This window comes from Haemophilus haemolyticus (assembly GCF_003490935.1).
GTDB classification, from domain to species: domain Bacteria; phylum Pseudomonadota; class Gammaproteobacteria; order Enterobacterales; family Pasteurellaceae; genus Haemophilus; species Haemophilus haemolyticus_M.
Window position 1 is genome coordinate 22509 of sequence record NZ_QQGD01000002.1, and the last position, 14739, is coordinate 37247.

Sequence of the window (14739 nt, forward strand, 5' to 3'; positions counted from 1 at the left end):
CGGATTGCTCATTTATTTGAGTTTAGGAGAAAGAATCTAATGAACAACATTTTTAAAGTAATTTGGAATCACGCCACGCAAACTTGGACAGCTGTGGGGGAATTAGCCTCAGCCAAAGGTAAATCAAAATCTATAAAATTAGCGGCAATTTCTACCGCACTTTTGGGAAGTGTTAGTGGAGTTCAAGCCGCCACACATACGGCTGCGGACAGCCTGATTGCCATATCGGATGATTCGGCGGCAGGTACAACAGCCATTCCGACCGACGAACAAGCCAAAACAACCGGCAAAGATTCCATTGCCGTAGGCAAAAAAGCGGCAGCAGGAGAAAATAGCAATGTTGAAGGTGCAACGGCAATAGGTCATGGTGCTAATGCAGAAACCAACGACTCGCTTGCGATTGGCTCGGGTGCAAACGTCATCATGAGTGCTAATAAGGCTCTCAACAAACGCAGCATTGCCATCGGCGCGCAGGCACGTGTCGAACCAAGACCGGACGGCGGCGTATCAAATGACGTACATGATGCGATTGCCATCGGCACCCGTGCGACGGCAACGGCGGGCAGTTCGGTGGTTATCGGCCAAGATGCCAGAAGCAAGCGGGGATTGGTTGCCACTTTCCAATCAGGTGAAAACACCGTTGCCATCGGCTCCAACGCCAGCGCAGACTGGGGCAGCAGTATTGCTATCGGTGCAAACTCAAGAACCATTGTAGGAAACGGTATCGCCATCGGCAGGGATGCGACTGCCATGTATAAAATAGATAGGCTGGCGAACGATGGAGAGGGACGAATCTTTACCTCCATGGCATTGGGAGAAAAAGCCACCTCTATCGGCGGTGCATCGATTGCCGCAGGTATCGAAGCCAAATCGGCAGGGGTGAAATCCGTTGCAGTCGGTAACAAAGCCTTTGCCAACGGTTTGCAAAGTATTGCGATTGGCGATAAGACATACAGTTCGGACAGATCCTCTATCGCAATGGGTGCATATGCCGAAACCGGTTGGAACAGTGCGCAGCGTGCCATTGCTATTGGCCGACAAGCACACGCTGCAACAACTGATGCTTCTGCCTTCGGTGTTCAAAGCTTTGCCGGCGGTGTCCGCAGTACGGCGATTGGCACAAAGGCTAATACCTATGGAAATCAGACATTAGCTGTGGGATCATCTACCCAAAACGGGGTTGGTCCAATGGCAATTTCTGAGAATGCAATGGTATTCGGCACAGATTCACGGTCAATCGGTAGTAGCACTATTGCACTTGGTAATGAAGCGATTGCAGGGGTAACAGAGACTGATGCCAATACAATCAGGGAGGCTTACAAAACATACCGCTCCGCCTACAACACATACAGCAATTTGAATAAAGCGGTTAATAGTGCGGATGCCGACGATTATGCGGCAAAAACCAATTTATCTACCGAAGCGCAAAACCTTAGACTCCTGATTAACAGATACGCCGAAACCGGCACGATTTATCAGGCTGAAAATAACAAAATTCAAAACGAGTTGACTGCGGCAGGCATTACATTCAGCGAATTGACCACGCTGGCGGGAAAATTAACGGCAAGCGGTGAAGCAGATATGGTAAATGCACAACCGATGCTTGATAACGAAGCGCTGATTAACAAAATCGCCGCCATCAAAAATACCGAAACCGGTAAAGCAAACGAGCATCTGGCTTATTTGGTCAACCTGGCAAAACGGTTGCAAAACGGCATCACCAAAGCAAAAACAGCACAAACCGCTTTAAGCACTGCCAAAACAGCTCAGACATCTGGTAAAGCAGCATACGATGAAGCCAAAAAAGTATTTGAAGCAACATACGGCAGCGGCAAATCCAAAACCGGTGCCATTGCCATCGGTCGTTCTTCCGTTGCAGCGGCAGAAAAATCCGTTGCATTGGGCGATGATGCGGAAGTGTTAAGCAAAGATTCAACCAACGCCTTTTCCGCTGCGAAAAATGCCAAGGTATATGGCACATCGCCTAATGCGGTAGTAATTGGTGCAGATGCAAAAGCAGGTTTAACAGGTTTTTCTACCATTGAGGGCGTTAGACGATACGGTTCTGCTGATGCACCAAATGCAACCGCTGTCGGCTCATCTAGCCATGTTCTTTTTGAAAAGGGCTCTGCTTTTGGTTATAACAATAAAGTAAGAGGGAAAAGCGCAGGGGCATTTGGTGTAAACAATATTGTCGGAGAAAATCCGGTATGGACTGCTACGGGTGACAATACTGCCTCAGTCTCGCCTAAAGAAGGCCAAAGCGGAGAGAATTCTTTCGTTGTTGGTTCAAACAACTGGGTATGGGCAAAAAATGTCATGGTGTTGGGTAATAATGTCAGAGTCTATGGCATAGGCCGCCGCCTGGAAAACCGTGAAAACGCCGTTGTATTAGGTAACAACAGTGATGGTGAGCCAACGGTGAAAAAAGTAAACTCTGCTAACGTAAACGGACTGGTTTATAGCGGCTTTAAAGGTAATTTAGGTGCAACCAAAATAGACGGTTCTGAAGCAGAAAAAGCCGATTTGGCATTGCAAGGACGTTTTGTTTCTATTGGTACGGAAACTACAGATAAAGACGGCACTACCGTTTACGGCGAACGCCAAATCAAACACGTTGCATCGGGCGAGATTTCTTCAACCTCAACCGATGCGATTAACGGTTCACAACTTTATGCCGTCGCTTCCGGCTTGCGTGATGCGTTCCCGGTGGTTTATACCGATTCAGACGGCAATAAAGTCGTGAAATACCCTGACGGCAAATATTACCCGGAAGGTACGGTAAACATTGACGGCCAATACTATCCTGCCGGTACAGTAAAAATCGGTGATAAATATTATCCTGCCGGTACAATGGAAGATAATGTTGGTGATGCAACGGAAGTAAGTCAAATACAACCAATTGCTAATGTGATTGCGTCAATGAACAATCCAACGAATACCGAAGCAGGCAAAGCCGGCAATAACGTAACCCTGACCAACGTGGCGCAGGGTGCAAATACTATTGCTTATGATAAAGATGGTAATCAGTTGGTAAAAGTAGGTGATCAATATTATGCTGTTACCCAACTGAACGATGGAAAATTAATTCTAAATCCATCTGTTTCAACAGCAGCAACTGAGGCAGAATTAACAGCACTAGCAGCACCAGATACGACTAAAACAGCAGAAGAAAATTTAGCGAAAAAACTAGATGGCACAGTAAAAGCGAAAAAAACAGGTTTGGCAGATTTAGAACATTCTGTTAATAGTAATGCTATTACTGTTACTGATGCTAAAAACTTAGGCTTTGTAGTTTCAACAGGCAATGATGGATATGCTGATAAAGTTACCAACGCAAATGAAGTTCGTTTTAATGGTAAAGATGGCATTAAAGTAACAGGTGAAACAGATGAAAAAGGTATTCGTCATATCAATATTTCTCTTGAGAAAGGTGAAGTAGTTAAAAAAGGCGAATATAACATTGGTGGCACAACTTATGTTAATCTTGGCGGTAAACTCTACAAAAGAGAAGACGTAGATTTCAGCGGTGAAACTCCAACAGCAAAACAAGGTAAACAGCCTTCAAATTACACGGTAAATGCTGATGGAAAAGTGGTAGATAACACCACAACAACCCCTGTTGAGGTAAGTAATGTTGATAAAGGTAATCACTTTGTTGATGGCAACACGGTTTACAAAGCGATCCAAGAATCAGGTTGGACGGTAGGTAAAGCCAAAGATGCTTTTGCAAACGATAAATTCCAAAATGCAGATGAAAAAGTTAATCCAAATGATGAACTCCGTTTCGCCGATGGGAAAGGCATCACGGTAAAAACTGCAACAGTTAAAACGATTAATTCAAATGGCGAAAAAGAAACTTCAACCGTAGTGAAATTCGACACTGATTTGCCTATTAATTACGCAAACGTGAAAAATTCAGCTGGTGATAACTTAAAACAAGCGAATGATGGTAACTGGTATAAAGAGGCTGATGTTAATAATGATGGCACGGTTAAGTTAGACAACAACGGCAACAAACCTACACCAGAAACTGCGGTGAAATCGGGCGCTACTTTATCTGATGCCAACTCAAATATGGGCAAAAATCCATACCGCACTACAATTGAAGATAAAGCAATAGCTGCGGCTATTGAAAAAGTACGAGGCGAGAATCCAACTGCAACCGTAGAACAACTTTTACCAAAAGTCTTGGAAGAGGCTGCGAAGCAAGTTGCTGAATTGGAGAAAGCTGAAAAAACTGGCAAAGACAAAGATGTGATTAACGCAGGTAAAGACGGCGTTCAACTGAATAACGTCGGCTGGGCTGAAAACCCAGATCAAGCAGTGAACAAAGACCAACTCGATCAAACTGTGAATAAATCGGGCTTCTTTGTTCAACAAAACGGTAAAACAACCGTAGAAAACGCTGCGAACAAAGATGAAACTGATCCGGCGAAATCTGAAAAAGTAACGCCTAACGATGTAGTCAACTTTGTAAATGGTAAAGGTACTATTATTAAAGCAGTAACTAAACGCGATGCTGCTACAGGTGTAGATACGACGACAGTTTCTGTGGATGTTGATACCAGCACATTAAGTTTACCTAAGGGGGCAAATACCATTGCTTACAATAACGACGGTGAGCAAATCGTAAATGTAGATGGTACATATTACAAAGCTGGCGACTTAACAAATGGTAAACCAAACACTGGTGCCGTAGCACAAACACCAGTTACTCCAGCAACGGATAAACCTGTTGAGAAAGCTAAAAATGGTTTAGTCGATTTAGATAACTCTAATGTCGGAAACGCAATTACCATTTCTGATGCGAAAAACTTAGGTTGGGTGGTTTCAACCTCTGACAATAACGTCGCTACCGCCGTGAAAAATGCGGATGTAGTTGACTTTAAAGCAGAGGCAGGTACTGGACTTACCGTAAAAGGCAAGTCTGAAAACGGCAAGATGACTGTAACTGTAGGCAACGACTACCTCAAAGCAAACGCTACCGGCGAAGCTGCGAAAGCAACCGCACCAAACAGCGTGGCAATTGGTGGAAACAGCAATGCAGCCGTTGAAGATGCAGTTGCTATTGGCAACGGTGCTACAGTTGGAGCAGAGGCAACCAAAGGTTCTGTCGCAATCGGAGCTGGTGCGAAAGCCGGTAAAGCAAATGTTGGTAGTTATAGTATTGATCCTTCAGCTACTGTTGCTGGTAAAACAGGTCCAGACACTCGTGTAGTTTCTGTAGGTGATAAAGGTAACGAAGCGCAAATCCAAAATGTTGCAACAGGTGTAATCTCTGCAACTTCAACTGATGCAATAAATGGTAGCCAATTACATGCAACCAATGTTCAAGTGAATAAAAATACACAGAATATTAATCACGTTGAAGGTAAAGTAGATAATCTTAGTCAAGTTATTAACAACCATGCAGGTGAATTTAACCGCCTAGACAGAAAAGTTAATAAACAAGGCAAAGAAGCCCGTGCTGGTATCGCGGGTGCAAATGCAGCGGCAGCATTACCACAGGTTTACAAACCAGGTAAATCAATGGTTGCGGCTTCAGCAGGTACCTTCAAAGGCCAAAATGCTTTAGCTGTGGGTTACTCTCGTGCAAGCGACAATGGTAAGGTGATCTTAAAACTTCAAGGCAACGCAAACACCAGTGGTGATGTCGGTGCTGGCGTAGGCGTGGGTTACCAATGGTAATAGCGTAATCGTTTATGATGGGATGATCTGCACCCCAAAAAGTTGGACTAAATAAACCAACAATTGAGGTGCAGATTTTACTATGGGTAAACAAGCCAATGGAATCATTTTATATTCAGACCAAGACTCTCGTATCTGATAATAGCTTATCGTCTAATTTTGGCTACAAATCGCATCATTCCAAAGTATGTCTAGAAAAGGAGATAGTTAATACCATAAAGGATTATTGGGATTACTATAATCACTAACGAATTCAACTGAAATTAAAAAGGACTGAATACGATACAATATCGTCATCAGTCCTTAAGTAAATAGCCCAGTTTTTTTGGGCTCAGATCAAATTTACCGCACTTTTTAACACCTATTGTCTAGCTTGAACTTCTGCGTTGGCGTAATCAATGGTAACAACCTTACCAGGTAATAACGCACCAGATAGAATTTGTTGTGCCAAGCTGTTTTCGATCTCTTGTTGAATTGCACGTTTCAATGGACGTGCACCATAAATTGGATCGTAACCCACTTCAGCAATGAAATCTAATAAAGCGTCGGTAAACACTAATTCGTAGCCACGAGTTTCCATACGTTTTGCTAAGCGCTCTAATTGAATATTTGCAATCGCACGAATATTCTCTTTACCAAGTGGATGGAATACCACTGCCTCATCAATACGGTTGATAAATTCCGGACGGAAATGTTGGCTAACAACCGACATCACTAAGGCCTTCATTTCGCTATAGCTTTCCTCTTTGTTACCTTGGATTAAATCAGAACCCAAGTTAGAGGTCATAATCACCACGGTGTTACGGAAGTCCACGGTACGACCTTGCCCATCAGTTAAACGACCATCATCCAACACCTGTAATAAAATGTTGAATACATCCGCATGGGCTTTTTCAACTTCATCTAATAAGATCACTGAATACGGACGACGACGAACAGCTTCAGTTAAATAACCGCCTTCTTCATAACCAACATAACCTGGAGGCGCCCCCACTAAACGAGAGACACTGTGTTTTTCCATAAACTCTGACATATCAATGCGCACCATGGCATCTTCACTATCAAACAAGAATTTAGCCAAAGTTTTGCAAAGCTCTGTTTTACCGACACCTGTTGGCCCTAAGAACAAGAAAGAACCAATTGGGCGATTAGGATCGGAAAGACCTGCACGACTACGACGAATCGCATTTGCTACCGCATCTACCGCTTCTTCTTGGCCAATCACTCGTTTATGTAGTTCATCTTCCATGCGCAAGAGTTTTTCTTTCTCGCCTTCCATCATTTTTGATACTGGAATGCCAGTGGCTTTAGAAAGTACTTCTGCGATTTCTTCATCTGTGACGCGATAGCGCAAAAGCGTCATTTCTTTTCCTTCGCTGGTTTCAGCTTGCTCAAGTTGCTTTTCAAGAGCAGGGATGCGGCCATATTGCAACTCAGACATTTTAGCTAAATCACCCGCGCGACGAGCTTGTTCTAGTTCGGTTTTTGCAGTATCTAATTCTTGTTTAATATGTTGAGAGCCAGAAAGTGTCGCTTTTTCAGATTTCCACACTTCTTCAAGTTCAGCATATTCACGTTCTTTTTCAGCCAATTCTTTCTCTAACATTTCTAAACGTTTGCGACTTGCTTCGTCTTCTTCTTTTTGTAACGCTTGTTGTTCCAATTTTAATTGGATAATACGACGTTCAAGGCGATCAAGCGGTTCAGGTTTAGAATCTATTTCCATACGAATGCTAGACGCTGCTTCATCGATCAAATCAATCGCTTTATCTGGTAACTGACGATCGGAAATATAACGATGTGAAAGCGTTGCTGCAGCGACAATCGCAGGGTCAGTAATATCTACATGGTGGTGAATTTCATAACGTTCTTTCAAACCACGTAAGATAGCAATGGTATCTTCTACACTTGGCTCGTCCACAAATACTTTTTGGAAACGACGTTCAAGTGCGGCATCTTTTTCGATATATTGACGATATTCATCTAAAGTGGTTGCCCCCACACAATGTAATTCACCGCGTGCTAAACTTGGTTTTAATAAGTTACCCGCATCCATCGCACCATCGGTTTTACCTGCGCCGACCATAGTATGAATTTCATCAATAAAGAGAATCACTCGACCTTCTTCTTTCGAAAGTTCATTGAGCACCGCTTTTAAACGTTCTTCAAATTCACCACGATATTTCGCACCAGCAATCAATGCGCCCATATCTAATGAAAGGACGCGTTTATTTTTCAAACCTTCAGGCACTTCACCATTTACAATACGTTGTGCCAAGCCTTCTACAATCGCCGTTTTTCCCACACCTGGTTCACCAATTAACACAGGGTTATTTTTGGTACGACGTTGTAATACTTGAATCGCTCGACGAATTTCTTCATCACGCCCAATAACGGGGTCAAGTTTGCCACTTTCTGCACGAGCAGTTAAATCAATCGTATATTTTTCTAATGCTTGTCTGCTTTCTTCTGCATTTTGATCATTCACGTTTTGTCCCCCTCTAATTTGCTGAATGGCTTGCGAAATTTGTTCTTTTTTCGCACCGCACTTTTTCAAAATATCGCTGATCGTTCCTCGTTCTTCTAAAGCTGCAAGTAAAAACAATTCGCTCGAAATAAATTTATCTTGGTTTTGCTGTGCAAATTTATCGCATAGATTAAGTAAATTAATAAGCTGACGTGAAAGTTGGACATCACCGCCATTGCCAATCACTTGTGGCAATTTATTTAGTTCAGTCTTTAACTCATTACGCAATAACGCCACATTTACGCCACTTGCAGTTAAAATTGGCGCAATGGAGCCGCCCTGTTGATTTAAAAGTGCGGTCAATAAATGCACGGGTTCAATAAATTGATTGTCTTTTCCGATAGCAAGTGATTGTGCTTCGCTTAAAGCTTCTTGAAATTTTGTCGTAAATTTTTCAATGTTCATACAATTTCCTCAATTTGGTTTTGGCTTTCGCCGTTTGCCCAAATTAAGTAAGATCGTTTGAATGGATTTCAAGAGAAAAATTGAAATATTTTTGATTTTATCTATCAATAAAAATTTGATGATAGGTTTCAACCCACCAAAATATCGAATAGAGGGACATCCCAATGCTCGGTGGGAAGATTTTCTACTTGCTGACATTGATGTGCTAAACCAACTGGAATAAAAGACTTATTTTGCCAATTCTGTAACATGCGATCATAAAATCCACCGCCCATGCCAAGTCGGTTTCCCTGTTTATCAAAAGCCACCAATGGCGTAAATAAAATATCCAGTTCATTTAATGGCAAAACATTTTGAACATTCAGCTTAGGCTCCCAAATACCAAACTGATTTTGTCTCATTGGCGTATCAGGTAAATAGTGTAAAAACAATAAATGATGTTGAGTAAAAGGATGTAAAACAGGCAAATACACATTTTTGTTTTGTATCCAAAGGGATTGGATTAAGGCTTTTGTAGAAATTTCACCATCAAAAGAAAAATATAATGCAATATTTTTGGCTTGTCGTTGAACGATAAGATTTAACGCCTGTTGAGTCACTGATTGTTCAGCTTGTTGCTGTTTAAGTGCGGTTAAATTTGCTCGTATTTTTCGAATTTCAGTGCGAATTTGCTGGCGTTTTTGAATATTCATAGAAATGAAAGAAGATAGGACCCAGAGTGCCGCTGCGGGCAGTAGTCCTTGAACCCGACGGTTCAAGGAAATCAGTTGATACCGTTTTCAGGTTTCTTAGCCCAATGAACGAGTCAAAGGTTAAGCCTACACACCAACGATAGGAAACCAATTTATAAGATTTAAAGTATCGGCTCAGGGACATAGCCTACTGACGAACACTCTAGGTAATTCTTATGGGTTTATACTAGCCCAAATTCTCAGTATTGACTAGCATTTATTTGTCAATTTTCACGAGTTGATTATAAAACGACAAAAGAGTGTGATAACACAGATTAGTTTTAGGTATTTATTGCTCTTGGAGAGAAGAATCTAAAGAATATTGCGGTGACTTAAGTGATTTTTAACTAATTGCACTGAATTAACTACATCTTTTAATTTGAAAAAATCTCAGCCCTATTTCACCGCACTTTCCAATTTAATATTGTTCTTTATTGACACGGATATTTTCTAACGAATGATCTAATTGTTGGATACCCGTTCTCAATACCTCTTCAATTTTAGCCGCTTTATTTTTTTCTTGGCTTAATTCAAAACTCAAATTGAGTGCCACAATTGAAAGAACGCGATCAAGCTGAATGAGGCCTGTCTTTTCTTTCATTTCGGAAACCAATATATCTAAATTACGCGCAGCTTGGCGCAGTAATTCTTCTTGTTCAACGGGCACGTTTAAACGCAAGACCTGACCCAAAACTAAAATTTCGACCAATTTTAACGACATTTGATTTCCTTAAATTAAATATTTGAGTGGCTGATATTATGCCATAGCAAAAAACGTTCGTCACAAATTTTACATTTAATCCGCCGTTCGCTCATCACCATAAATTACGCTATAATGCCCGCATTTTTCAGTTTAAAACGAGATTTTTATGGCCCAAATTGCAGCAAATCCGCTTATATTAGTGGATGGTTCTTCTTATTTATATCGTGCATTTCACGCCTTTCCTCCTTTAACCAATGCCGCAGGTGAGCCTACAGGTGCGATGTACGGCGTTTTAAATATGTTAAAAAGCCTCATCTCACAAGTGCAGCCCACTCATATAGCTGTTGTTTTTGATGCAAAAGGGAAAACATTTCGTGATGAAATGTTTGAACAATATAAATCTCATCGACCGCCAATGCCTGATGATTTACGCAAACAAATTCAGCCTTTGCACGATATGATTCGTGCACTGGGGATTCCGCTTTTAGTAGTGGAAGGAGTTGAGGCTGATGATGTGATCGGCACACTCGCACTACAAGCCTCTCGTTTGGGTAAAAAAGTGCTCATTAGTACTGGCGATAAAGATATGGCACAGTTAGTTGATGACAATATTATGCTCATCAACACCATGAATAATAGCTTATTAGATCGCGAGGGCGTGATTGAAAAATACGGTATTCCACCTGAACTCATCATTGATTATCTAGCACTCATGGGCGATAGTGCAGATAACATTCCGGGCGTTGCTGGCGTTGGCGAAAAAACCGCACTTGGTTTATTGCAAGGCATCGGAAGTATGGCTGAAATTTATGCCAATCTTGAGAAAGTAGCAGAATTACCAATTCGTGGTGCGAAAAAACTAGGTGAAAAATTATTGGCAGAAAAAACCAATGCCGATCTTTCTTATACATTAGCAACCATCAAAACGGATGTTAAACTTAACGTGACAACAGATGAATTGTTGCTTGGAGAAAGCCAAAACGATCAACTTATTGAATATTTTGCTCGCTACGAATTTAAACGCTGGCTTAATGAAGTGATGAATGGTGCTGATTCTATTACTCAAACCACTGAACAACCAGTAAAAATAAACCAGTATCAGGTGACCTCACCAGCTCAAAATTCGATAGAAAATAGTGCGGTAGAAAATACGCCTAAAATTCAAATTGATCGTACTAAATATGAAACCTTACTCACTCAAGCGGATTTAATGCGCTGGATTGAAAAGCTGAATGCAGCAAAACTCATTGCAGTCGATACTGAAACAGACAGCCTTAATTATATGTCTGCGAATTTAGTGGGTATCTCTTTTGCTCTTGAAAATGGCGAAGCCGCTTATTTACCATTGCAATTGGATTATTTGGATGCACCAAAAACACTCGAAAAATCGACCGCACTTTCTGCAATCAAACCTATTTTAGAAAATCCTAATATTCACAAAATTGGACAAAATATTAAATTTGATGAAAGTATTTTTGCCCGTCATGGCATTGAATTACAAGGTGTTGAATTTGATACGATGCTGCTTTCTTATACGCTAAACAGTACTGGTCGTCATAATATGGACGATTTAGCTAAACGTTATTTAGGGCATGAGACTATAGAATTTGAAAGCATTGCAGGAAAAGGGAAAGGCCAGCTTACGTTTAATCAAATTCCATTAGAACAAGCCACAGAATACGCGGCAGAAGATGCAGATGTGACCATGAAATTACAGCAAGCACTGTGGTTGAAACTGCAAGAAGAACCAACGCTTGTTGAATTGTATAAAACAATGGAATTACCATTACTTCATGTGCTTTCTCGCATGGAACGTACAGGCGTTTTGATTGATAGTGATTCCCTCTTTATACAATCTAACGAAATTGCCACGAGATTAACCGCACTTGAAGAACAAGCTTACGCATTAGCGGGGCAGCCATTTAATTTGGCCTCCACCAAACAATTACAAGAAATTTTGTTTGATAAACTTGGGCTACCTGTTTTACAAAAAACACCAAAAGGTGCGCCATCAACGAATGAAGAAGTATTGGAAGAATTAGCCTATAGCCACGAATTACCAAAAATTTTGGTTGAACATCGTGGCTTAAGTAAACTTAAATCCACTTACACGGATAAACTGCCTCAAATGGTCAACTCACAAACGGGCCGAGTGCATACCTCTTATCATCAAGCAGTTACGGCGACAGGGCGTTTATCATCAAGTGATCCAAACCTACAAAATATCCCAATTCGGAATGAAGAGGGTCGTCGTATTCGACAAGCATTTATCGCGCGTGAAGGTTATTCGATTGTCGCCGCTGACTATTCTCAAATTGAGTTACGCATTATGGCGCATCTTTCCGGCGATCAAGGTTTAATTAACGCCTTCTCTCAAGGCAAGGATATTCACCGCTCCACGGCAGCTGAAATCTTCGGTGTATCATTAGATGAAGTCACCAGCGAGCAACGTCGCAATGCTAAAGCAATTAATTTCGGCTTAATTTATGGAATGTCCGCGTTTGGACTTTCACGCCAACTGGGTATTTCCCGTCCAGATGCACAAAAATACATGGATTTATATTTCCAACGCTACCCTGGCGTACAGCAATTTATGACTGATATCCGTGAAAAAGCGAAAGCACAAGGCTATGTGGAAACGCTATTTGGTCGCCGTTTATATTTACCTGATATTAATTCTAGCAATGCAATGCGTCGTAAAGGAGCAGAACGCGTAGCGATCAATGCACCGATGCAAGGCACGGCTGCGGATATTATTAAACGAGCAATGATTAAACTTGATGAAGTCATCCGTCACGATCCAGATATTGAAATGATTATGCAAGTACACGATGAATTAGTGTTTGAAGTGCGGTCAGAAAAAGTAGAATTTTTCCGTGAGCAAATTAAACAACACATGGAAGCCGCTGCTGAATTAGTTGTTCCATTGATTGTGGAAGTGGGTGTTGGACAAAATTGGGATGAAGCGCACTAAGGAATTTAGCCATGAATAAAGTTATTCAAAGTCGCCACTTTACGGCAGAACGTGCCTGGGGAGCCCTTGATATTACCAATATGAATGGTATTTCGGTGCGTCTTCACTGGACAAATAAACCTTACAAATGGCATATCAATGACGGTGAAGAAGTCTTTGCGGTGATGGATGGTACGGTGGAAATGCGCTACAAAGAAGATGCTCAAGAGAAAGCCGTATTGCTCCATACGGGTGATATTTTTTATGCGGGTATCGGTACCGAACATGTTGCTCATCCACAAGGTGAAGTGCGTATATTAGTCATAGAGAAAGAAGACAGTATTTAACAAATTAAAAAGAATTTTATGAATCAAGAAAGACTTAACGAAATTGAAAAACCATTACTCCACATCGTTAAACATGATGTTGTGCCAGCCCTAGGCTGTACTGAACCCATTTCTCTTGCGCTCGCATCTGCTACAGCGGCTAAATATTTAGGAAAAACGCCTGAACGCATTAAAGCCAAAGTTTCACCGAATCTGATGAAAAATGGCTTGGGTGTTGCTGTTCCAGGAACTGGCATGGTCGGCTTACCTATTGCTGCAGCAATTGGTGCATTAGGCGGTAATCCAGATGGTGGTTTAGAAGTATTAAAACATATTACGCCAGAACAAGTTATTGCCGCTAAATCTATGCTTGAACAAAAATTAGTGAGTGTAGATATTCATCAAACCGAACATATTTTATATTCAGAATCAACATTATTTGCCGATAATGATTACGTGAAAGTAGCCATTCAAGATCAGCATACTAATATTATTTTGATCGAAAAAAATGGTGAAATACTTTTTCAAAAAGTGGAGGATGAATGTGCTAATTGCGATCCTTACGAAGTTTTTAAACAAATTAGTGCACGAGAGATTTTTGAATTTTCCAATGAGGTTGAATTAGAACAAATTCGTTTTATTCGTCAAGCCGCTGAGCTTAATCGAGCGCTTTCAGATGAAGGTTTGCGAGAAAATTATGGCTTGCATATTGGTCGCACGTTGAGAAAACAAGTGGGTAGTGGTTTAATTTCTGATGATTTGCTAAGCAAAATTATGATTGAAACTACAGCCGCATCAGATGCAAGAATGGGCGGGGCAACCTTGCCAGCGATGAGTAATTCTGGTTCGGGCAATCAAGGAATTGCTGCAACGATGCCTGTTGTCGTTGTTGCAGATTATCTCAAGGTGAATGAGGAAAAAAGAATACGTGCACTTTTCTTATCTCACTTAATGGCCATTTATATTCATAGTAAATTGCCAAAACTCTCCGCACTTTGTGCTGTAACTACGGCATCAATGGGAAGCTGTGCAGGCATTGCTTATTTACTCACAGGCAAATTTGAAACAGCGAGTATGGGAATTTGCAGTATGATTGGCGATATTAGTGGCATCATCTGTGATGGCGCAGCCAATAGCTGTGCAATGAAAGTCTCCACCAGCGTTGCTTCAGGCTATAAATCGGTACTTATGGCAATGGATGAGACCCATGTTACTGGTAATGAAGGTATTGTCGAACATGATCTTGATCGAACCATTGATAATCTCTGTGCTATCGCATCAAAAAGCATGCAACATATCGACAGACAAGTTATTGAAATTATGGTGAGTAAACCTTGTCCTTAATGAAAATAAAGTGCGGTAAAAATAAAGAAATTTCAATTCCATTGGCTTTATCGTAAACA

At 41.3% G+C, this 14739-nt stretch carries 7 protein-coding genes and 1 other RNA gene; 4 read left to right on the plus strand and 4 right to left on the minus strand.

Translation table 11 applies throughout. From position 1 onward, the window contains the following. Positions 1 to 39 precede the first annotated feature (39 nt). Positions 40 to 5691, plus strand: a complete 5652-nt coding sequence (locus DV417_RS02415; RefSeq protein WP_118878451.1) for a YadA-like family protein — start codon at positions 40 to 42, stop codon at positions 5689 to 5691. A gap of 361 nt (positions 5692 to 6052) precedes the next feature. Here DV417_RS02415 and clpB read toward each other — a convergent pair whose 3' ends face one another. The 4 genes from clpB to DV417_RS02435 form a co-directional block, all read right to left on the minus strand. Beyond that, positions 6053 to 8623: an ATP-dependent chaperone ClpB gene (gene clpB / locus DV417_RS02420; RefSeq protein ID WP_118878454.1), complete on the minus strand. Its 2571-nt coding sequence runs from the start codon at positions 8621 to 8623 to the stop codon at positions 6053 to 6055. Between the two features lie 128 nt (positions 8624 to 8751). Continuing rightward, positions 8752 to 9315, minus strand: coding sequence for a 5-formyltetrahydrofolate cyclo-ligase (locus tag DV417_RS02425; RefSeq protein ID WP_116962839.1), 564 nt, complete (start codon positions 9313 to 9315; stop codon positions 8752 to 8754). 14 nt (positions 9316 to 9329) lie between these two features. Continuing rightward, positions 9330 to 9527, minus strand: a non-coding RNA gene (gene ssrS, locus DV417_RS02430) — 6S RNA. A gap of 245 nt (positions 9528 to 9772) precedes the next feature. Then, complete coding sequence (locus DV417_RS02435) at positions 9773 to 10075, minus strand: cell division protein ZapA (RefSeq protein ID WP_005632126.1); 303 nt, start codon at positions 10073 to 10075, stop codon at positions 9773 to 9775. Positions 10076 to 10223: 148 nt separating this feature from the next. On the opposite strand from DV417_RS02435, the gene polA reads away from it, so the two are divergent. From polA to DV417_RS02450, 3 genes are read left to right on the plus strand one after another with little or no spacing between them, the layout of a single operon-like run. After that, entirely contained in the window at positions 10224 to 13031 is a 2808-nt protein-coding gene (polA, locus tag DV417_RS02440; RefSeq protein ID WP_118878456.1) for a DNA polymerase I, read from the plus strand. A gap of 11 nt (positions 13032 to 13042) precedes the next feature. After that, complete coding sequence (locus DV417_RS02445; RefSeq protein WP_118878458.1) at positions 13043 to 13357, plus strand: cupin domain-containing protein; 315 nt, start codon at positions 13043 to 13045, stop codon at positions 13355 to 13357. An 18-nt stretch (positions 13358 to 13375) separates the two neighbouring features. Then, on the plus strand, positions 13376 to 14680 hold the full coding sequence (locus tag DV417_RS02450) for an L-cysteine desulfidase family protein (protein WP_118878459.1): 1305 nt from the start codon (positions 13376 to 13378) through the stop codon (positions 14678 to 14680). The last annotated feature ends 59 nt before the right edge of the window (positions 14681 to 14739 follow it).

Coding starts and splice junctions, on each gene's coding strand:
- DV417_RS02415 (WP_118878451.1), top strand. CDS start 40: ATGAACAACATTTTTAAAGTAATTTGGAATCACGCCACGCAAACTTGG.
- clpB (WP_118878454.1), bottom strand. CDS start 8,623: ATGAACATTGAAAAATTTACGACAAAATTTCAAGAAGCTTTAAGCGAA.
- DV417_RS02425 (WP_116962839.1), bottom strand. CDS start 9,315: ATGAATATTCAAAAACGCCAGCAAATTCGCACTGAAATTCGAAAAATA.
- DV417_RS02435 (WP_005632126.1), bottom strand. CDS start 10,075: ATGTCGTTAAAATTGGTCGAAATTTTAGTTTTGGGTCAGGTCTTGCGT.
- polA (WP_118878456.1), top strand. CDS start 10,224: ATGGCCCAAATTGCAGCAAATCCGCTTATATTAGTGGATGGTTCTTCT.
- DV417_RS02445 (WP_118878458.1), top strand. CDS start 13,043: ATGAATAAAGTTATTCAAAGTCGCCACTTTACGGCAGAACGTGCCTGG.
- DV417_RS02450 (WP_118878459.1), top strand. CDS start 13,376: ATGAATCAAGAAAGACTTAACGAAATTGAAAAACCATTACTCCACATC.